The organism is Jatrophihabitans sp. (genome assembly GCF_036000465.1).
Lineage (GTDB): Bacteria > Actinomycetota > Actinomycetes > Mycobacteriales > Jatrophihabitantaceae > Jatrophihabitans.
In genome coordinates, this window is record NZ_DASYFV010000078.1 from 1 (window position 1) to 18,817 (window position 18,817).

General features: G+C 71.1%; 25 protein-coding genes and 1 pseudogene. 8 read left to right on the forward strand and 18 right to left on the reverse strand.

The window, feature by feature from the left end:
* The 3 genes and pseudogenes from VGN18_RS20820 to rplM all read right to left on the reverse strand — a co-directional run.
* Positions 1 to 223 (reverse strand): annotated as a pseudogene (locus VGN18_RS20820) (phosphoglucosamine mutase); the annotation flags it as partial.
* 4 nt (positions 224 to 227) lie between these two features.
* Positions 228 to 623 carry a 30S ribosomal protein S9 gene (gene rpsI, locus VGN18_RS20825; protein ID WP_327541651.1) on the reverse strand — a complete coding sequence of 132 codons (396 nt, stop codon included), beginning with the start codon at positions 621 to 623 and terminating at the stop codon, positions 228 to 230.
* On the reverse strand, positions 620 to 1,060 hold the full coding sequence (rplM, locus tag VGN18_RS20830; protein ID WP_327541652.1) for a 50S ribosomal protein L13: 441 nt from the start codon (positions 1,058 to 1,060) through the stop codon (positions 620 to 622). Before rplM ends, rpsI begins: the two co-directional genes overlap by 4 nt.
* Before the next feature lie 322 nt (positions 1,061 to 1,382).
* Here rplM and VGN18_RS20835 point away from each other — a divergent pair, with 322 nt between their 5' ends.
* A complete protein-coding gene (locus tag VGN18_RS20835; protein ID WP_327541653.1) occupies positions 1,383 to 2,003 on the forward strand; it encodes a class F sortase in 621 nt (206 codons plus the stop codon).
* Positions 2,004 to 2,006: 3 nt separating this feature from the next.
* On the opposite strand, the gene VGN18_RS20840 is transcribed toward VGN18_RS20835, so the two are convergent.
* Complete coding sequence (locus tag VGN18_RS20840) at positions 2,007 to 3,626, reverse strand: ABC-F family ATP-binding cassette domain-containing protein (RefSeq protein WP_327541654.1); 1,620 nt, start codon at positions 3,624 to 3,626, stop codon at positions 2,007 to 2,009.
* Between the two features lie 93 nt (positions 3,627 to 3,719).
* Between VGN18_RS20840 and VGN18_RS20845 the strand changes: the two genes are divergently transcribed.
* Genes VGN18_RS20845 through VGN18_RS20855 form a run of 3 tightly spaced genes read left to right on the forward strand, consistent with a single transcriptional unit; the run spans position 3,720 to position 6,396 of the window.
* Positions 3,720 to 5,084: an FAD-binding oxidoreductase gene (locus VGN18_RS20845; protein ID WP_327541655.1), complete on the forward strand. Its 1,365-nt coding sequence runs from the start codon at positions 3,720 to 3,722 to the stop codon at positions 5,082 to 5,084.
* A gap of 28 nt (positions 5,085 to 5,112) precedes the next feature.
* Positions 5,113 to 5,754: a lysoplasmalogenase gene (locus VGN18_RS20850; RefSeq protein ID WP_327541656.1), complete on the forward strand. Its 642-nt coding sequence runs from the start codon at positions 5,113 to 5,115 to the stop codon at positions 5,752 to 5,754.
* 45 nt (positions 5,755 to 5,799) lie between these two features.
* On the forward strand, positions 5,800 to 6,396 hold the full coding sequence (locus tag VGN18_RS20855) for an RBBP9/YdeN family alpha/beta hydrolase (protein ID WP_327541657.1): 597 nt from the start codon (positions 5,800 to 5,802) through the stop codon (positions 6,394 to 6,396).
* A 1-nt stretch (position 6,397) separates the two neighbouring features.
* Here VGN18_RS20855 and VGN18_RS20860 read toward each other — a convergent pair whose 3' ends face one another.
* Entirely contained in the window at positions 6,398 to 7,297 is a 900-nt protein-coding gene (locus tag VGN18_RS20860) for a sterol desaturase family protein (RefSeq protein ID WP_327541658.1), read from the reverse strand.
* A 62-nt stretch (positions 7,298 to 7,359) separates the two neighbouring features.
* On the opposite strand from VGN18_RS20860, the gene VGN18_RS20865 reads away from it, so the two are divergent.
* Complete coding sequence (locus VGN18_RS20865) at positions 7,360 to 7,962, forward strand: TetR/AcrR family transcriptional regulator (RefSeq protein ID WP_327541659.1); 603 nt, start codon at positions 7,360 to 7,362, stop codon at positions 7,960 to 7,962.
* Between the two features lie 72 nt (positions 7,963 to 8,034).
* Here VGN18_RS20865 and truA read toward each other — a convergent pair whose 3' ends face one another.
* The 10 genes from truA to VGN18_RS20915 all read right to left on the reverse strand — a co-directional run bounded on the left by truA (position 8,035) and on the right by VGN18_RS20915 (position 13,704).
* Positions 8,035 to 8,889, reverse strand: a complete 855-nt coding sequence (truA, locus tag VGN18_RS20870) for a tRNA pseudouridine(38-40) synthase TruA (protein ID WP_327541660.1) — start codon at positions 8,887 to 8,889, stop codon at positions 8,035 to 8,037.
* A gap of 35 nt (positions 8,890 to 8,924) precedes the next feature.
* Positions 8,925 to 9,584, reverse strand: a complete 660-nt coding sequence (gene rplQ, locus VGN18_RS21160) for a 50S ribosomal protein L17 (RefSeq protein WP_349259986.1) — start codon at positions 9,582 to 9,584, stop codon at positions 8,925 to 8,927.
* Between the two features lie 68 nt (positions 9,585 to 9,652).
* Positions 9,653 to 10,678 (reverse strand): DNA-directed RNA polymerase subunit alpha, encoded by a 1,026-nt coding sequence (locus tag VGN18_RS20880; protein WP_327541661.1) that lies wholly within the window; start codon positions 10,676 to 10,678, stop codon positions 9,653 to 9,655.
* A gap of 74 nt (positions 10,679 to 10,752) precedes the next feature.
* Entirely contained in the window at positions 10,753 to 11,358 is a 606-nt protein-coding gene (rpsD, locus tag VGN18_RS20885) for a 30S ribosomal protein S4 (protein WP_327541662.1), read from the reverse strand.
* Between the two features lie 20 nt (positions 11,359 to 11,378).
* A complete protein-coding gene (gene rpsK, locus VGN18_RS20890; RefSeq protein ID WP_327541663.1) occupies positions 11,379 to 11,783 on the reverse strand; it encodes a 30S ribosomal protein S11 in 405 nt (134 codons plus the stop codon).
* Entirely contained in the window at positions 11,783 to 12,163 is a 381-nt protein-coding gene (gene rpsM, locus VGN18_RS20895; protein WP_327541664.1) for a 30S ribosomal protein S13, read from the reverse strand. The genes rpsK and rpsM overlap by 1 nt, the downstream gene beginning before the upstream one ends.
* Positions 12,164 to 12,336: 173 nt before the next feature.
* Positions 12,337 to 12,450, reverse strand: a complete 114-nt coding sequence (gene rpmJ / locus VGN18_RS20900) for a 50S ribosomal protein L36 (RefSeq protein WP_015883600.1) — start codon at positions 12,448 to 12,450, stop codon at positions 12,337 to 12,339.
* A gap of 85 nt (positions 12,451 to 12,535) precedes the next feature.
* Positions 12,536 to 12,757 (reverse strand): translation initiation factor IF-1, encoded by a 222-nt coding sequence (gene infA / locus VGN18_RS20905; RefSeq protein WP_091360043.1) that lies wholly within the window; start codon positions 12,755 to 12,757, stop codon positions 12,536 to 12,538.
* A gap of 132 nt (positions 12,758 to 12,889) precedes the next feature.
* Positions 12,890 to 13,207: a hypothetical protein gene (locus tag VGN18_RS20910; RefSeq protein ID WP_327541665.1), complete on the reverse strand. Its 318-nt coding sequence runs from the start codon at positions 13,205 to 13,207 to the stop codon at positions 12,890 to 12,892.
* A complete protein-coding gene (locus tag VGN18_RS20915) occupies positions 13,204 to 13,704 on the reverse strand; it encodes a hypothetical protein (protein ID WP_327541666.1) in 501 nt (166 codons plus the stop codon). Before VGN18_RS20915 ends, VGN18_RS20910 begins: the two co-directional genes overlap by 4 nt.
* Positions 13,705 to 13,760: 56 nt before the next feature.
* Between VGN18_RS20915 and VGN18_RS20920 the strand changes: the two genes are divergently transcribed.
* Entirely contained in the window at positions 13,761 to 14,357 is a 597-nt protein-coding gene (locus tag VGN18_RS20920) for an acyltransferase (protein WP_327541667.1), read from the forward strand.
* On the opposite strand, the gene VGN18_RS20925 is transcribed toward VGN18_RS20920, so the two are convergent.
* The gene (locus VGN18_RS20925; RefSeq protein WP_327541668.1) at positions 14,343 to 14,855 is read right to left on the reverse strand and encodes a MarR family winged helix-turn-helix transcriptional regulator; all 513 of its coding nucleotides are present in this window, start codon (positions 14,853 to 14,855) and stop codon (positions 14,343 to 14,345) included. The genes VGN18_RS20920 and VGN18_RS20925 overlap by 15 nt on opposite strands.
* A 77-nt stretch (positions 14,856 to 14,932) precedes the next feature.
* Between VGN18_RS20925 and VGN18_RS20930 the strand changes: the two genes are divergently transcribed.
* Positions 14,933 to 16,201 carry an MFS transporter gene (locus VGN18_RS20930; RefSeq protein WP_327541669.1) on the forward strand — a complete coding sequence of 423 codons (1,269 nt, stop codon included), beginning with the start codon at positions 14,933 to 14,935 and terminating at the stop codon, positions 16,199 to 16,201.
* A gap of 160 nt (positions 16,202 to 16,361) precedes the next feature.
* Positions 16,362 to 17,177 carry a hypothetical protein gene (locus VGN18_RS20935; RefSeq protein ID WP_327541670.1) on the forward strand — a complete coding sequence of 272 codons (816 nt, stop codon included), beginning with the start codon at positions 16,362 to 16,364 and terminating at the stop codon, positions 17,175 to 17,177.
* A gap of 132 nt (positions 17,178 to 17,309) precedes the next feature.
* Here the strand turns inward: VGN18_RS20935 and map are convergent, their stop codons facing one another.
* Both map and VGN18_RS20945 read right to left on the reverse strand, forming a co-directional pair.
* The gene (map, locus tag VGN18_RS20940; protein ID WP_327541671.1) at positions 17,310 to 18,137 is read right to left on the reverse strand and encodes a type I methionyl aminopeptidase; all 828 of its coding nucleotides are present in this window, start codon (positions 18,135 to 18,137) and stop codon (positions 17,310 to 17,312) included.
* A gap of 2 nt (positions 18,138 to 18,139) precedes the next feature.
* A complete protein-coding gene (locus VGN18_RS20945; RefSeq protein ID WP_327541672.1) occupies positions 18,140 to 18,793 on the reverse strand; it encodes an adenylate kinase in 654 nt (217 codons plus the stop codon).
* Positions 18,794 to 18,817: the final 24 nt, after the last annotated feature.

Below are 18,817 nucleotides of genomic sequence, written 5' to 3' on the forward strand. Positions count from 1 at the left end.
CGCGGAGCACCTCGGCTCCGGCGCTGGTGAGCCCCGCGACGACGGCGGCCTCGAGCATCTCCCCGCTGGCCCGCGGGTCGCGGCCGACGACGGCGACCGGGCGGTGCGACGCGTCGTGCGCGATCAACACCTCGGCCGCCGCGCCGGCGACGGCGAGCGCGAGTTCCGGGGTCAGGTCACCATTGGCCAGACCCCGGACCCCGTCGGTCCCGAACAGACCCACGGGACTAGCGCTTGGAGTACTGAGGCGCCTTGCGGGCCTTCTTCAGGCCGTACTTCTTGCGCTCCTTGACCCGCGGGTCACGGGTGAGGAAGCCGGCCTTCTTCAGGGCCGGGCGGTCGTCGGGCTCGATGTTGATGAGCGCGCGGGCGATCGCGAGACGCAGGGCGCCGGCCTGACCGGTGATGCCACCGCCGACGAGCGAGGCGATGACGTCGTACTGGTCGTCCTTCTCGAGGGTGACGAACGGCTCCTTGATGAGCTGCTGGTGCACCTTGTTCGGGAAGTATCCCTCCAGGGTGCGGCCGTTCAGCTTGAACTCGCCGCTGCCCGGGATGAGACGGACGCGGACGACGGCCTCCTTGCGGCGGCCGACGACGGGGGCATTCGGGTTGGAGCTCACTGGCTTACCTGCTTGATCTCGAACGGCTGCGGCTTCTGGGCCGCGTGCGGGTGGTCGGGGCCGGCGTAGACCTTCAGCTTCTTCAGCTGGGCGCGGCCGAGGGTCGTCTTGGGCAGCATGCCGCGGACGGCGAGTTCGATGACCCGCTCGGGCTTGGTCTCGAGCAGCTCGCCGACGGTGCGCTTGGACAGACCGCCCGGGTAGCCGGAGTGACGGTAGCGGAACTCGTTGAGCTTGGCGCCGGTGAGGGCGACCTTCTCGGCGTTGACGACGACGACGAAGTCACCGACGTCGACGTGCAGCGCGAACTGCGGCTTGTGCTTGCCGCGGAGGAGGGTGGCGGCGTGGCTGGCCAGCCGGCCGAGGACGACGTCGTTGGCGTCGATGACGTGCCAGCGGCGCTCGATCTCACCCGGCTTCGGGTTGTACGTGGGCACTCTTCTGCTCTCTTTCGGTCTTCACGCGGCTGCGCCACCGATGAGCGACGCAGTCCGGCGCCCCCACGGTCATCGCACGGATGAGAACCCGCCGATGGACCCCGGGGCATGGCCGGGACGCACGATCGCTCGCGCGCCAACGCCGGACTCTACCGGCCCTCGTTGTGCCCGGCCAAATCGCCCGCATCGGCAGCCCGGCCGGCTCGTTTATCCTTCTGACGAGGCCGCGGAACCCCATCGGCCGGGACCAGGCGGGAGCGCGGTGAGCACCGACAGACCGGCACGTCGCCTCACCGTGGTCCCCCGGCGGTCCGGTGCCCTGGTGCCCGTCGTGTGCGCCCTGCTGACGATCCTGGTCGTGGCGGTGGCCAACCTGACCTGGATCACCTCGCCCTACTGGGGCCGCAACAACGCCGTCCCGCCGCAGCCGAAGCTCGTCGGCACCGTCCCGGTCGCCAGCGGCGCGAAGGTCACGACCCTCTCCCCGAACCGCATCGTCATCCCGAGGCTCAAGGCCGTCGCCCCGATCGTCCCGGTGACGACGACATCCGACGGCGAGCTCGACGTCCCGGCGAACCCGCGCGTCGTCGGGTGGTGGAGCCCGGGCGCGAAGCCGGGCGCGCAGGTCGGCACCGCGATCCTCGCCGGCCACATCAACTACGCCGGCGTCGACGGCACGCTCGCCGACATCGGCGCCCTCAAGCCGGGCGACGCCGTGTACGTGTACGGCAAGCGGATCGCCACCCGTGCGGTCATCCGCTTCACCGTCACCGGCGTGCGGACCTATCACAAGACCCGGCTGCCGTATCAGCAGATCTTCGACCAGAAGAGCGTCGGCCGGATCGCGATCGTCACCTGCGGCGGCCCGTTCGACGCCTCGACCGGCAACTACCTCGACAACATCGTGGTCTTCGCCGTGCCGGCCACCTCGGCCACGGCCTGAGGCCTAGCGCGGGCGCACCACCCGCGTCTCGTCGAACACCGGCTCGGTCGACTCGTAGACCCGACCGTCCGCGCCGAAGACCAGGAACCGGTCGAACGAGCGGGCGAACCAACGGTCGTGCGTCACCGCGACAACCGTGCCGTCGAAGGACTCCAACCCCTCCTCCAGCGCCTCGGCGCTGAGCACGTCGAGGTTGTCGGTCGGCTCGTCGAGCAGCAGCAGCGTGGCCCCGGACAGCTCGAGCAGCAGGATCTGGAAGCGGGCCTGCTGGCCGCCCGACAGCGTGCCGAACGTCTGCTCGGCCTGCTGCTGCAACCCGTAGCGGCGCAGGGCCGACATCGCCCGGCCGCGGTCGACGCCCGGGCGCCCCTCGCCGCCGGCCCAGAGCAGGTCGGTGAGCGTTCGGCCGAGCCAGCTCGGGTGCGAGTGCGTCTGCGCGAACAGGCCGGGCACGACCCGGGCGCCGAGGCGCCAGCTGCCGGTGTGGGTCACCGGCTCGCCCCCGAGCAGGCGCAGGTAGTGCGACTTGCCCGCGCCGTTCGCGCCCAGCACGGCCACCCGCTCGCCGTAGTAGATCTCGGAGTCGAAGGGCTGCATGAGGCCGGTCAGCTCGAGCTGCTCGCACATGATCGCCCGCACGCCGGTGCGCCCGCCGCGCAGGCGCATTGTCACCGTCTGGTCCTCGGGCTTGTCCGGCGGCGGCCCCTCGGCCTCGAACCGGGCCAGGCGGTTGGCCATCGCCCGGTAGCGCGAGGCCATGTCCGGGCTGATCTTGGCCTGCTGCTGCAGGGTGCGCACGAGTTCCTTCAGCCGCGCGTGCTCCTCCTCCCAGCGGCGCCGCAGCTCGGCCATCCGCTCGTGCCGGTTCGCGCGGGCCTCGTGGTAGCTCTCGAAGCCGCCGCCGTGCACCCAGGTCGTGCCGCCCTCGACGGTGATGACCCGGTCGGCGACGGTGGCCAGCAGTTCGCGGTCGTGGCTGACGAACAGCACCGTCTTCGGCGTCTCGCGGAGCCGCTGCTCGAGCCAGCGCTTGCCCGGCACGTCGAGATAGTTGTCCGGCTCGTCGAGCAGCAGCACCTCGTCGCGGCCGCGCAGCAGCAGTTCCAGCGCGAGACGCTTCTGCTCGCCGCCGGACAGCGTCGTCAGCTCGCGGTACTTGCAGTTCTCGTAGGGCACGCCGAGCGCGGCCACGGTGACGGTGTCCCACAGGACCTCGGCGTCGTAGCCACCGTGGTCGCCCCACTCGGAGATCGCGTGGGCGTAGGCCAGCTGCGTCTTCTCGTCGTCGTGCTCCATCATCTGCAGCTCGGCCGCCTCCAGCGCGTCCCAGGCGGCGCGCAGCGGCGGGGCCGAGAGGCGCACGAGGAAGTCCTGGACGGTGGTGCGGTCGCGTACCGAGCCGATGAACTGGCGCATCACGCCGACGCCACCGGAGCGGGTGACGGTGCCCGACTGCGCGGTCTCGTCGCCGGCGATCAGGCGCAGCAGCGTGGTCTTGCCGGTGCCGTTCGCGCCGACGAGCGCCGCCTTGACCCCCTCGCCCACCCGCAGGCTGGCGCCGTCCAGCAGCACCCGCCCGTCCGGCAGCACGTGACCGATCGACGCCGCTTCCACATAACCCATGCCGCCAGTGTCGGGGATGCCCCGGCCGTCGCGCACTCGCATTCGCTGCGTCCCGGCCTGGGGTTCGCGCGGCAGAGGGGGCAGGATCGGGGAATGACCGTCGATCTTGCGAAGCTCATCGAGGCGCTGCCTGCCGACACCGTGATCACCGATGTCGACGTCGTGGCCGGCTACCGGCACGACTGGGCCCGCGACCCCGACGCCGGCACGCCGATGGCGGTCGTGCGGGCGCGCACCACCGACGACGTCCAGGAGACGCTGCGCTGGGCGTCGTCCAACCGGGTACCGGTCGTGCCCCGCGGAGCCGGGACGAGCCTGTCCGGCGGGTCGTCGGGCATCGCCGGCGGCATCACGCTGAGCACCGAGCGCATGCGCCGCATCGAGATCGACCCGGTCACCCGGGTGGCTGTGGTGCAGCCCGGCGCGTTCAACGCCGAGGTCAAGACGGCGGCGGCCGAGCACGGCTTCTGGTACCCGCCGGACCCGTCGTCCTACGAGATCTGCTCGATCGGCGGCAATGCCGCCACCAACGCCGGCGGGCTGTGCTGCGTCAAGTACGGGGTCACCACCGACTACGTGCTCGGCATGCAGGTCGTGCTCGCCGACGGCACCGCGGTGCGCCTGGGCGGCCCGCGCCTCAAGGATGTCGCCGGCCTCTCGCTCACCAAGCTGTTCGTCGGCTCCGAGGGAACGCTCGGCGTCATCACCGAACTCACCCTGCGGCTGCTGCCGGCCCCGCCGCGGATGAGCACGCTGGTGGCCAACTTCGCCACCATCGAGGCGGCGGCCGACGCCGTCGTCGCCATCACCGCGCAGATCCGCCCGGCGATGCTCGAACTGATGGACAACGGCAGCATCAACGCCGTCGAGGACCTGGTGAAGATGGGCCTCGACCGCACCGTCGGCGCGCTGCTCATCGCCCGCTCCGACGCGCCGGGCGACGCCGCCCGGGCCGAGATCGAGATCATGGAGGCCGCCTGCCGGGCGAACGGCGCCGGCGAGGTGTTCAGCACCGACGACGCCGACGAGGGCGAGGCGTTCACCGCGGCCCGCCGGGCCGCCTTCCCGGCCATGGAGAAGGTCGGCACGCTGCTGCTCGAGGACGTCGGGGTGGCCGTGCCCGAGCTGCCCGCGCTGTGCCACGGCGTGCGCGAGATCGGCGAGCGCAACGACACCCACATCGTGCTCGTCGCCCACGCCGGCGACGGCAACACGCACCCGATCATCGCCTACCCGCCGGGCGACATCGAGGCCGAGAAGCGGGCCCGGGTGGCGTTCGGCGAGATCATGGATCTGGCGCTGTCGTTGGGCGGGACGATCACCGGCGAGCACGGCGTCGGTCGGCTCAAGGCCCCGTGGCTGCCCGACCAGCTCGGCCCCGACGTCATGGCCCTGACCCGGCGCATCAAGGACGCCCTCGACCCGGACGGCATCCTCAACCCGGGCGTCGTGCTGTAGCTCCGGGTTCACGGCATACTCACCTGCCGTGACCCTGACTCTGCTCGTCGTCGCGGCCATCGTCGCCCTCGGCGACTGGGTGGCCGTGCAGGGCCGGCTGTTCCGGCTGGAGTACCTGCTCAAGCCGCTGACCCTCGTCCTGCTCGTCGCAGCTGCCACCTCGGCCTCGATCGGCGACCCCAAGCCGTGGGTCGTCGCAGCCCTCGTCCTCGGCCTGCTGGGCGACATCGGCCTGATGCTCAGCGACGGTGACACCGACCTGCCGTTCCTGGCCGGGCTCGGCGCGTTCCTGCTCGGCCACGTCGCCTACATCGTCGCGTTCCTGCAGCTCGACATCCGCACCGCCGACCTCGTGGCCGGCCTGCTCGTCATCGCCGGCGTCGCCGGGCTGGTGCTGCCGGCGATCCTGCTCGGCGCGATCCAGAAGGCGGGCAACGCCTTCGCCGCCGTCGTCCTGGTCTACGTGCTCGGCCTGTCCACGATGACCGTGCTGGCCACGGGCACCGGCATCGTCGCGACGGCGGTCGGCGGCGTGCTGTTCCTGGCCTCGGACGCGATCCTGGCCCGCGGCCGGTTCGTCGCACCGGTGCAGCGGGGCCCGCTGCTGGTGATCGTCACCTACCACCTGGCCCAGTTCCTCATCCTGATCGGGCTCATCCGCTCGTTCTGAGCCTCCGCCCATCCGAGGCCAGGGGCGGTCTCCTAGGCTGCAGGCATGCCCCGCCGCCCCACCCGGACCGTCCCGACCGTCGTCGTCCCCGGCCTCAACGGATCGGGTGAGGGCCACTGGCAGACCTGGCTCGAGGAGCAGCTGCGCGAGGCCGGCCGGGAGACGGTGCGCCCCGATTTCGGCGACCACGACCGCCCGGAGCTCGCGCCGTGGCTGGCCGCACTGCGGGCCACCCTCGCCCCGCTGCCCGCCGACGGCTTCGACGTCGTGGCCCACTCGCTCGGCGCCGTGCTGTGGCTGCACCACGTGAGCACGGTGGCCGATCCGGGCGACTCGCCGCGGCCGGCCCGGGTGCTGCTGGTGGCGCCACCGTCGCCGCGCACCAGGCTCGAGGCCGTGGCCGGGTTCTTCCCGCCACCGCTCGACGTCGACCGCGTGCGCCGAGGGGCGGACGGCACCGTCCTCGTCGCCGGCTCGGACGACCCCTACCTGCCGAACGGCATCGCGGCCGAGTACGGCCTGCCGCTGAAGATGGCGACCACGGTCGTGCCGGACGGCGGGCACCTGAACACCGAGAGCGGCTACGGCCCGTGGCCGGCCGTCCTCGACTGGTGCCGGCGCGACAACCTGGCCTTCTTCTGATTCAGGCGGCGGGCTGCAGCGCCTCGGCCGCGAGCGGCTCGGGCGTCCACCCGGGCGGCCCGAACAGGTAGCCCAGCTTGGCCCGCAGCGTGGGGGCGCGGCGCACGTCGCGGATGATCGCGCCGTACTCGTGGTACTGCAGCCGGAAGACGTTGTAGGTCTCGATGTTCTTGGTCAACCCGTAGGTCGGACGCTGCTTCTCCTCGACGTAGGAGCGGAACAGGCGGTCCCAGATGATCAGCATGCCGCCGTAGTTGCGGTCGAGGTACTCCTTGTCGCTCGCATGGTGCACGCGGTGGTGCGACGGCGTGTTGAAGACGTACTCGACCGGGCGCCACATGCGGTCGATGCGCTCGGTGTGCACGAAGAACTGGAAGATCAGGTTGATCGAGAAGGCGGTGAACAGCAGCCACGGCGGCACCCCGAGCAGCGGCAGCGGCACCCACACCAGCAGCTCCCACCACGGGTTCCACTTCTGCCGCACCGCGGTCGAGAGGTTGAACCGCTGACTGTTGTGGTGCGCCTGGTGGGCCGCCCACAGGATGCGCACCCGGTGCGCGGCGCGGTGCTCGAGGTAGAACAGCAGGTCGACGGCCAGCAGCACGAACACCCACGTGTACCACTTGTGGCTGTCCCACTTGAGTGGGGTGAGGACGTAGAGCGCCGCGTACCCGATCAGCGCCACGCCGCGGGCGGTGCCGTTCACGACGAGCGAGCCGGCGCCCATCAGCACGTTCGTGCGGGTGTCGCGGGCGTCGTAGCGACCGCGACCACCTTCCAGGTCGGCCTCGGCTGTGCTCTCCGCGAACTTGAGCGAAGCGATCTCCAGCGCCATGAACAGCACGAACACCGGGACGGCGTAGAGGACGGGGTCGTGCAGCGAATCCGCGAGTGCCGACATCTCCGGCGCCTCCTCGAGAGAACTGACCTTTGAGTCACTTACCGTAGGGTAAGGTCGCCGGCGTGTCCAGTGGTGCGGCGATCGGGACGAAGGGCGTGCCCCGCCTCGAGCGCGAGCAACAGATCATCGCCGAGGCGGTCAGCGAGTTCGCCGCCCACGGCTACGCCCGGGCCTCGATGGTCGACATCGCCCGCCGGGCCGGCATCTCCAAGCCGCTCGTCTACCAGTACTTCGAGTCCAAGGACGGGCTCTACCTGGCCTGCCTGCACCACGTCGCCGGTGGTCTGCTCGAGCGGCTCGACGCCGCGGAACTCGAGGTCGACGACACCGTCGCCTCGCGCATCCATCCGCTGCGTGCGGTGTTCGAGGCCCTCGAACCGCAGCGCGACGCCTGGCGACTGCTGTTCGACACGTCCCTGCCGACCAGCGGCCCCATCCCGGCCGCGGCGGCGGGCTACCAGGCCCGCACGGCCGAGCTCGCGGCCAGCGGCTCGGAACGATTCCTGCGGGCGCGGGGCATCACCGGCGTCGCCGACGCCTCGGCCCTGACCGCCGTCTGGATGGGCCTGGTCAACTCCCTCGTCCAGTGGTGGCTCGACCACCCCGAGGAGTCCGCGGCCGAGATGATCGAGCGCTGCTACCGCCTGCTCGGCGCGATCGCCTGACCCCCGCCCCGCCCCACCCGACCGGTTCCGCTCGAGACGCGCCCGAGCGCGGCCGACCCGCAACAACTCGGGCTAATCGCGGCGGGCGCGGGTCGTCTCCACCCGGGCGGCCAGTTCGTCGTCGGGTGGGTAGCGCACCTCGACGAGCGTGAGCCCGTGGGCCGGCGCGACACCGACGTCGTCGGCCCGCCGACCCAGGGTGAGCAGCGAGGCCGGCCAGTCCGCCGGACGCCGCCCCTCGCCGACGGCGAGCAGGGCGCCGACCAGCGAGCGGACCATCGAGTGGCAGAACGCGTCGGCGACGACCGCGCAGGTCAGCCGGTCGTAGTCGCGGGTCACGGTGAAGGTCTGCAGGGTGCGGATCGTGGTCGCGCCGTCGCGGCGCTTGCAGAAGCCGGCGAAGTCGTGCAGGCCGGTCAGCTGTCCGGCGGCCGCAGCCATGGCGGCCTCGTCCAGACGGCGGGGCCAGCCGAGCACGAAGGCGCGACTCAGCGGATCGACCCCGGCCGGGGCGTCGGTGATCCGGTACTCGTAGCGACGCGAGAGCGCGCCGAAGCGGGCGTCGAACGCCACGGGCACCCGCCGCACCGAGTTGACCCGGATGTCGGGGGGCAGCACGCCGGCCAGGCGGCGCACGAGGGTGTCGCCCGTCCGCGCCCAGACCGGATCAGGGACGTCGAGATGCGCGACCTGCCCCGAGGCGTGCACCCCGGCGTCGGTGCGCCCGGCGACGGTGAGCGCCACCGACGGCAGCCGCAGGACGGTCGCCAGCGCCGCCTCGAGCTCGCCCTGCACGGTGCGCCGGGTCGGCTGGCTCGCCCAGCCCGAGAAGCCGGTGCCGTCGTAGGCGAGGTCGAGGCGCACCCGGGTCAACGCGACGAGTGGCGGATCCCCGGGTTCGGCCACGTCCGATTCGACGTCACTCATCCCGGCGATCCGCCACTCGACGGAGGTGCTGCGTGCTACTTGTCGTCGTCCGACGGCTTCTCGGCGAGCTCGCCGCCGGCCTCGGGCTCGTCACCGACGGTCTCGTCGGCGGCGTCCTTGGCCTCCTCGGCGTCCTCGTCGGTCAGCCCGAGAGCCGCGAGGTCACCCGCGTCCTCACCCGACTCGACCGAGGCCTCGTCGGCGGCCGCGGCGACACCGGCGGCGGTGGCCGACTCGGCGGCCGCGTCGTCGGCGATCTCCTTGGTGCGGCCGGTCGGCGCCTTGCTCGCGGCGAACTTCGTGCCGCGGGCCTTCTCGGCCTCGCTGGTCACCGAGGTGAACTCCTCGACGATCTCGATGATGGCCATCGGGGCGTTGTCGCCCTTGCGCGGGTTGGTCTTGATGATCCGCGTGTAGCCACCCGGACGCGCCGCCATCTTCGGGCCGATCTCGGCGAACAGCTTGTGCACGACGTCCTTGTCCCGGATCACCGTCATGACCTGACGACGGGCGTGCAGGTCACCGCGCTTGGCGAAGGTGATGAGCTTCTCGGCCAGCGGGCGCAGCCGCTTGGCCTTGGCCTCGGTCGTGGTGATGCGATCGTGCTCGAACAGCGAAGTCGCCAGGTTCGCCAGCATCAGCCGCTCGTGCGCGGGGCTACCGCCGAGGCGGGGACCCTTGGTGGGCGTGGGCATGTCGTGCTCCTGTGGTGTCCGTCCGGGTCAGGTGCGCCCCGGAGGTGATGGGTGAAGCGGGCTTGCTGCTAGAGCTGCTCGGTCTCGGCGTAGTCCGTGTCGTCGGTGAAGTCGTCGTCACCGTAGGACTCGACCGAGGTCGGCAGGGCGAACCCGGGCGGGCTGTCCTTCAGGGCCAGGCCGAGGCCGGCCAGCTTGACCTTGACCTCGTCGATCGACTTCGAACCGAAGTTACGAATGTCCAGAAGGTCGGCCTCGCTACGTCCAACGAGCTCACCCACGGTGTGGATGCCCTCGCGCTTGAGGCAGTTGTACGAGCGGACCGTGAGGTCGAGGTCCTCGATCGGCATCGAGAACGCCGCGATGTCGGCGACCTCGGCCGGCGACGGGCCGACGTCGATGCCCTCGGCCTCCTCGTTCAGCTCCCGGAACAGGCCGAAGAGCTCGACCAGCGTGTGACCGGCACTCGCCACCGCGTCGCGCGGGGTGAGCGAGTTCTTGGTCTCGATGTCGACCACGAGACGGTCGAAGTCGGTGCGCTGCTCGACGCGGGTGGCCTCGACGTTGTAGGTCACCTTCAGCACCGGCGAGTAGATGGAGTCGACCGGGATGCGGCCGATCTCCTGGCCCGCCTGCTTGTTCTGCGTGGACGTGACGTAGCCGCGGCCCCGCTCGACGACCAGCTCGATCTCGAGCCGGCCCTTCTTGTTGATCGTGGCGATGTGCAGGTCGGGGTTGTGCACCGTGACACCGGCCGGGGGCGCGATGTCGGCGGCGGTGACCGCACCGGGGCCCTGCTTGCGCAGGTACATGACCACCGGCTCGTCGCTGTCGGAGCTCACGACGAGCTCCTTGAGGTTCAGGATGATGTCGGTGACGTCTTCCTTCACGCCTTCGACCGTCGTGAACTCGTGCAGCACACCGTCGATGCGGATGCTGGTGACGGCCGCGCCCGGGATGGACGAGAGCAGCGTGCGCCGCAGCGAGTTGCCGAGCGTGTAGCCGAAGCCGGGCTCGAGCGGCTCGATGACGAACCGCGAACGGTTGTCGGCGAGTGGTTCCTCGGCGAGCGAGGGGCGCTGAGAGATCAGCACAGGGGTACTCCTTGGGGTCGTGGACGCCCGCTATATGACGTCCGACGGGGTGAAACCGCTCCTGCCGGAGCGGGCTACTTCGAGTAGAGCTCGACGATCAGCTGTTCCTGGACCGGGATCTCGATCTGGGCCCGTACCGGCAGCGCGTGCACGAGCACGCGCAGGCGGTTCGGAACGACCTGCAGCCAGGCCGGGACCGGCCGCTCGCCGTAGGTCTCACGAGCGATCAGGAACGGCGTGGTCTCCAGCGACTTCGGCTTCACGTCGATGATGTCGTACGGCGTGACGCGGAAGCTCGGGATGTCGACCTTGTGGCCGTTGACCTGGAAGTGGCCGTGGCTGACCAGCTGACGGGCCTGGCGCCGCGTGCGGGCGATGCCGGCGCGGTAGATGACGTTGTCGAGACGCGACTCGAGGATCTGCAACAGGTTGTCACCCGTCTTGCCCTCGCGGCGCACAGCCTCGCGGTAGTAACCGCGGAACTGCTTCTCGAGCACGCCGTAGCTGTACTTGGCCTTCTGCTTCTCCTGAAGCTGAAGCAGGTACTCGCTCTGCTTGATGCGGTTGCGACCGTGCTGGCCGGGCGGGTACGGACGGCGCTCGAAGGAGCTGTCGCCGCCGACGAGGTCGACGTTGAGCCGACGCGAGATGCGCGTGGCGGGTCCGGTGTAGCGAGCCATAATTTATCCAGTCCTCCGGCTCAGACTCGACGACGCTTGGGCGGGCGGCAGCCGTTGTGCGGCTGCGGCGTCACGTCGGAAATGGTGCCGACCTCGAGGCCGGTTGCCTGCAGCGAGCGGATCGCCGTCTCGCGACCCGAACCCGGGCCCTTGACGAAGACGTCGACCTTCTTCAGGCCGTGCTCCTGCGCCTTGCGGGCGGCGCTCTCGGCGGCCATCTGCGCGGCGAACGGCGTCGACTTCCGCGAGCCCTTGAAACCGACGTGGCCGGCCGAGGCCCAGCTGATCACGTTGCCCTGCGGGTCGGTGATCGACACGATCGTGTTGTTGAAGGTGCTCTTGATGTGCGCCTGGCCGAAGGTGATGTTCTTCTTTTCCTTGCGGCGGACCTTCTTGGCGCCGGCCTTGCGTGCCTGACCCGGCATTACTTCTTACCTGCCTTCTTCTTGCCCGCGATGGTCTTCTTCGGGCCCTTGCGGGTGCGGGCGTTGGTCTTGGTGCGCTGACCGTGGACGGGCAGTCCGCGACGGTGGCGGATGCCCTCGTAGCAGCCGATCTCGATCTTGCGACGGATGTCGGCCGCGACCTCACGGCGGAGGTCACCTTCGACCTTGTAGTTCGCGTCGATGTGGTCGCGCAGCTTGACGAGGTCCTCGTCGGACAGGTCACGGGCGCGGAGGTCCGGGCTGACGCCGGTGGCCTCGAGGGTGGCCTTGGCTCGGGTGCGACCCATGCCATAGATGTAGGTGAGCGCGATCTCCATCCGCTTCTCGCGGGGGAGGTCGACGCCGGCAAGTCTTGCCATGCGGGCGGTTCTCCTGGTTTCTCTTCGTCGAAGGTGTTGTACGCACCCGTTCCCCACCCGCCCTGGGTGGAGCTCCGGCCTTCGTCCGGAGGTGGACCCGCTCGTACTGACGCGGGGTGGTGTGCGCTTGCTGGTCGGTCCGGGACGGACCTAGGTGGAGCGAGAGGCGGGACTCAGCCCTGACGCTGCTTGTGACGCAGGTTCTCGCAGATCACCATCACGCGACCGTGGCGACGGATCACCTTGCACTTGTCGCAGATCGGCTTGACGCTCGGCTTGACCTTCACGGCCGTGCCCCTTCTGGATTGCTTGTGGCGGACCGACGAATGGTGCTCGCCGGCTGGTTCGGACCGCGGTCGCCCGCAGCCGGAATCACTTGTAGCGGTAGACGATGCGCCCACGGGTGAGGTCGTAGGGCGAGAGCTCCACGACGACGCGGTCCTCGGGCAGGATGCGGATGTAGTGCTGCCGCATCTTGCCGCTGATGTGGGCGAGAACCTTGTGCCCGTTGCTCAGTTCCACCCGGAACATCGCGTTGGGCAATGGTTCGACCACTCGGCCTTCGACCTCGATGGCGCCGTCTTTCTTGGGCATGTCCTCCGCATTTCGTGACTTCGACGTGCAGGAATTGCTCGGTCTTCAACTCGACGCTGCCGTGAGGGTCCGCCCTCGGATCCGCGGCCACAGCGGACATGAGAAAAGAGCGGCGTGCGCCAGCGGTCCACTCTACCTATCCGCAGCGCCAGGGACAAAAACGCCTCGGCGCCGCCAGACCGGCGGCACCACCAGGAACAGCGCGAGGACCGCGCAGACGACCGGGACCGGGGCCCCGCGGGAGGCCGCGAGGGCTGCCGCCGCGCCGATTCCCAGCGTCGCGGCGCGGGCGACCTGCCGGGTCGACGCGGTGCGCGGGCGGGTGGCGCACCACACCAGGGCCAGGGCGGCGAGCACGAGCAGGGCCCGCGTGGACGCCGCCACCGCAACGTGCGGCACCAGGCACAGCGCCGCGGCCGCGGCCAGGCGCGGGCCGGTGGACAGCGTCACCAGGAGTGCTCCTGCGGGATCCGGGCGGCGACGACGCCGGCCGCGACCCCGATCGTGGTCAGCAGGGACGTGTTCGAGCCGACGACGGGCAGCACGAACAGCACCCAGTAGAGGACGAGCGCGCCCGCCCCTCCCGCGGCCACCTGTCGGGCCCGCGGCGGCGTCAGTCCGAACGAGTGACCGAGCACCGGGGCGAGGGTGAGCACCGCACCCAGGACGGCGACGCCGCCCCAGGCGTGCACGCTGTGCCAGGCGTTGACGCCGTTCTCGTCGAGGGAGATCCCCAGCACGACGCCGAGCAGGCTCACCAGGCCGAGCGTCCAGATCGAGGTGAAGACCTTCGGACGCACGGCCTTCGGCGGGGGCGGGTTCTGGGCCACGAACTGGACGGTCGGCGCGCCGTGCGGGCCGGCGGGGTGGTGCTGAGCCGGCGCTCCGGGCTGGGCCTGGGGGTCCGGGAACGTGTTCGGGGCACCCGGCCCCTGCGGCATGTTCATACGGTTCACCCTAATTGAGCGGCCCGCCGCCGATGCGCCCCGTCTACAGTCGGCCAATGCTCCCGACCGCCGACCAGCTGCGGGTGTGGGCCCGGAAATGGCGGTGGTACCAGCAGGCCTCGCTGCCGTGGAACCGGGTTGCGCTGCACCTCGAACTCGCCCGGCGCGAGGCGTTCGCGCGGGGCGCGCTGCACGGCAATCCGCTGCGGATGCTGCGCGAGGGACGCCTGGAGATCGGGCCGCACGCCTACTTCGAGCCCGGCGTCTGGATCACCTCGGACACCGGCCGGATCTCGATCGGGGGCGGCGCCCTGCTCAACCTGAACGTCATGGTCGCGGCGGTCGAGCGGGTCGAGATCGGCGCGCACTGCATGCTGGCCAACGGGTGCGTCGTGACCGACGGCGACCACCGCTTCGACGACCCCGACACCCCGGTGCCCTGGCAGGGGTTCACCACGAAGGGCCCGGTCGTGATCGGCGACAACGTCTGGCTGGGCGCGCACGCGGTGGTGACCAGCGGGGTCACCATCGGCCGGCGGTCGGTGATCGGCGCCAACTCGGTGGTCACCACCGACATCCCGCCGTTCTCCGTCGCGGCCGGGGCACCGGCCCGCGTGCTGAGGACGATCGAGTACCCCTCAGGCGTCGAGTGAGAGCACGACCGCGCGCAGCAGCGCGTTGAGCGCGACGAGCTGCTCGGGGTCGAGCGCGCGCAGCAGGTGCTGCTCGCGTCCCATCCCCTCGTGCACGTAGCGGTCCCACGCCACCCGCCCGGCCGCGGTCGGGCGCACCACGACCCGCCGCCGGTCGAGCGGGTCGACCTCCCGCGTGACCAGCCCGGACGCCACCAGGCGGTCGAGCCGGCTCGTCATCGCGGCCCGGGTGACCCGGTTCGCGTCGGCGAGCTGGGCCGGGGTGGCCTCGGTCGGGTAGGGCTGCACCATCAGCGCGTGCAGCGTCCAGTAGTCCTCGAGGGTGAAGTCCGAGCCGGCGAAGGCCGCGGCGTCCACTCGCTTGAGCTGCCGCAGGATCGACTGCATCCGGGTGATCGCACCCTCGACCTCGGGATCGAAGGAGGGGTTGTCCGTCCAGTACTCGGCCCACCGGGCCACGTGATGGTCGACCGCATCGCGTTCCGGCTGCTCCCCCATGGCCCCATCCTCGCAGCCGGGGGCGCCATCTGAAAATGCGATGGTGAATTGTTAGACAATGAACTATCGTCCTTGCCGTGCACGATCTCCGCTTGCTGCCTCGCGAGTTCCGGCTCCTCGCCGCGGGCCAGGCGCTGTCCTGGCTCGGCACCGGGTTCCAGACCGTCGCGCTCGCCGTGGCCGTCGTGCTCTCCGGCGGCGGCCCGGGCCAGCTCGGGCTGGTGATGGCGAGCTCGGTCGTGGCGATGCTCGCGGGCACCCTCTTCGGCGGCGTCTGGGCCGACCGGGTGCAGCCGCAGCGGGTGATGGTGCTGTCCGACGTCGTGCGCTTCGTCGCGGTCGGGGCGATGGCCGTCATGTTCGGCACCGGGCACCACTCGATCGTCCTGCTCTGCGCGCTCGTCGCGGTCAGCTCCGGCGCCGGTTCCTTCTTCTCCCCCGCCATGACCGCGCTCAAGCCGATGCTCGTCCCGGCCGCGGCGCGGCAATCGGCCAACGCGACGCTCGGCCTCCTGCAGACCTCCTCGGCCGTGCTCGGACCGGCGCTGGGCGGACTCGTGGTGGCCGGCTTCGGCTCGGCCGCCGGGTTCGCGGTCAATGCCGCGAGCTTCCTGGCCTCGGTCGGCACCGTCGTCCTCATCCGCACCCGGGCCGAGCGCGCCCCGCGCGAGGGCATGCTGCGCGAGCTCGCGGCGGGCTGGTCCGAGGTCTGGCACCGGGCCTGGCTGCGGGACGGCATCCTGGCCGCCACCGGCTACCACGTCGCCAACGGCGTCGTGCTGGTGCTCATCCAGGTCGTCGCGATCCGGGATCTCGGCGGGGCCCGCGCGGCCGGTGTCATCGCCGCCGCCGAGGGTCTGGGCGGTGTCGTCGGCGCCGCCGTCGCGCTGCGGTTCCGCCCGGCCCAGTTGCTGCGGGCCGGCTGGCTCGCCCTGCTGCTGATGCCGCTGTGGGTGCTGGTCTACGTCTGGCCGTCCGCCCTCGCGGCCGTCGTCGCCGGCGCGGTGCTCGGCTACACCGGGCTGTCCTTCTTCTCCGTCGCCTGGGACACCGCGATCCAGGACCACGTGCCGCACCGCCTGCTCGCTCGCGTCGCCTCGTGGGACACGCTCGCCTCGTTCGTCGGCATGCCCCTGGGCGCCGCGCTCGCCGGCCCGCTCTCGGCCTCTTTCGGGATCGACCGGGTGCTCGTCGGCTGCGCCGCGGTGCTCGCCCTCGCGAGTGCCGCGCCCCTGCTCGGCCGCGCCAGCCGCACCTTGACCCGCCTCGCGCCCGAGCCGCAGCCGGTCGAACCGGCGCTCCCCAACGATGCTGAGTGGCGAGTCCTTGCGGTGAGTGGCGACTAAGTATCCGCCACTCACGTCCGCAACTCGCCACTCAACGAGGACTCGAGTCGGGTAGCAGCTTCGCCCCGCTCCGACAAGCCGGGCGGCGACGAGGTGTGGACGAGCCCGGGCGTGTCCACATCCGCCCCCGTCACGCACACGCACGCTGCATCGTGGCCGCGTGAGCGAACTCATCCATGTGACTCGGGGCGTCTGGCGGACCGAGGAGGCAGTGGCCGACCTCCGCGGTCGGGTGGCAGCGATCGTCGGCGTCTACGCAGTGGACACCGTCGTGTCCGGGTCGACGGCGGCGCGGCTGCACGACCTGTGGCTGCCCGACCTGCCGCCCGGGCCGGTCGAACTGATCGTGCACCCCGACCTGCCGCCACCGACCAGCCGCCCGGGCGGAAGACGCGGCGGGGTGCGAGCGCGGCGCCAACGGTTGCGCGCGGACGAGATCACCCTCGTCGACGGCATTCCGGTCACAACCCCGGCCCGCACCTGGATCGATCTGGCCGACCGACTTGCGATGCCCGATCTGGTCGCCCTCGGCGACTGTGCCCTGCGTCGAGGGGCAGGTCCCGAGGAGCTCCAGCACGCCGTCACGCGAGCCGCCCACTGCCGCGGTGTCGTCAGCGCCCGGGCCGCACTCACTCATCTCGACGGTCGCTTCGAATCACGGCCCGAGAGTCACATGCGCTACGCGTTGGTCAGCGCCGGTCTCCCGGCACCTGCGGTCAACCAGCCGATCTACGACGAACACGGCCAATGGCTGGCCAGACCTGATCTGAGCTACGACGACGTCCGGCTCGCCCTCGAGTACAACGGAGCCGACCACGCGAAGGTCGACCGGATGCGGCGCGACATCGACCGGGAGTTCGACATCGGCTCCCGGGGAGGTTGGCGCACCGAGACCTTCGGCCCGACCCAGGTGTTCCGGCGCCCGGATCAGATGGTCGCCTACGTACGGTGGCTGCGTCGCGAGCTCGATCGGTGACCCCTCGACCTGCATTTGCCTCCCGGCGGCACGCCGTCCACCCGGTGAGTGGCGAGAAATGCTGTTAGGTGGCGCGTTCCTGGGCGCCACTCAGCGGAAGACTCGCCACTCAACTTCTGGCGGGCGACGGGATCAGGCCGCGGCGGCGGAGAGTTCGATGCCGCGCGCGGCCAGTTCGGCCCGGCCGCCGTCCTCGGCGGTGAGGACCCAGGGACCGTCCTCGAGGATCGCGACGGTGTGCTCCCAGTGCGCGGCCCATGAGCCGTCGGTGGTGACGACGGTCCAGCCGTCGTCGAGCTCCTCGGTGGCGCGTGAGCCCAGGGTGACCATGGGCTCGATGGCCAAGGCCATGCCCGGGGTCAGCCGCGGCCCCTTGCCGGGACGTCCGTAGTTCAGGATGTGCGGCGCCATGTGCATCTCGGAGCCGATGCCGTGGCCGCCGTAGCCGGCGACGATTCCGTAGGTGCCGGAGCCACGGATGGAGGTCTCCACGGCGTGCGAGATGTCGGTGAGTCGGGCCCCGGACCGGGCGACGGCCAGGCCGTCCCACATGGATTTCTCGCACGCGGCCGAAAGGGCGGCGACATCGGGGGCGACCTCGCCGATGGCCACCGAGATCGCGGCGTCGCCGTGCCAGCCCTCGACGATGGCGCCGAAGTCGATGGAGACGAGGTCGCCCTCGCGCAGCTTCTCGCCCGTGGACGGGATGCCGTGCACGACCCGGTCGTTCACCGACGCGCAGATGACCGCCGGGTAGCCGTGGTAGCCGAGGAAGGACGGGGTCGCGCCCGCCTCGCTCAGCACCCCGCGGGCCACGCCGTCGAGGTCGGCGGTCGAGACCCCGGGCGCCGCGGCGTCGCGCATCGCCGCGAGGGCGCGCGCGACGACGAGGCCGGCCTCGCGCATGAGGGTGATCTGGTCGGGCGTCTTGAGCTGGATCCGCTCGGGCAGGCCGCGCATCGTCAGTCGGCGAACGGGGTCAGCGCCGCGATCGCCCGCTCGGTGACGTCCTCGACGGCGCCGAGGGCATCGATCGCCACCAGGCGGTCCTCGTTGCGGTAGAAGTCGATGAGCGGCGCGGTCTGGTCGGCGTAGACCTCGAGCCGGCGGCGGACCGTGCCCGGCTGGTCGTCGTCACGCTGGTACAGCTCGCCGCCGCACTTGTCGCAGACGCCCCCGGTGCTCGGCGGATCGAACTCGAGGTGCCAGACGTGGCCGCACTTCTTGCAGGTGCGCCGGCCCGAGAGCCGCTTCACGACCTCCTCGAAGTCGACCTCGAGGTCGAGCACGACGCTGAGCGGTGACCCGAGCTCGTCGAGCATGCCGTTGAGCACCTCGGCCTGGGCGACGTTGCGGGGGAAGCCGTCGAGCAGGAAGCCGTCGGCGGCGTCGGGCTCGGCCAGCCGGTCGCGCACCATCGCGTTGGTGACCTCGTCGGGCACCAGATCGCCGGCGTCCATGTACTTCTTGGCCATGCGCCCCAGTTCGGTGCCTCCGGAGACGTTCGCCCGGAAGATGTCACCGGTCGAGATCTTCGGTATGCCGAAGTTCGCGGCGATGAACTCGGCCTGCGTTCCCTTGCCGGCGCCAGGCGGCCCCACGAGCACCAATCTCACGCGGCTCGCCTCCTTGTCGTCGCG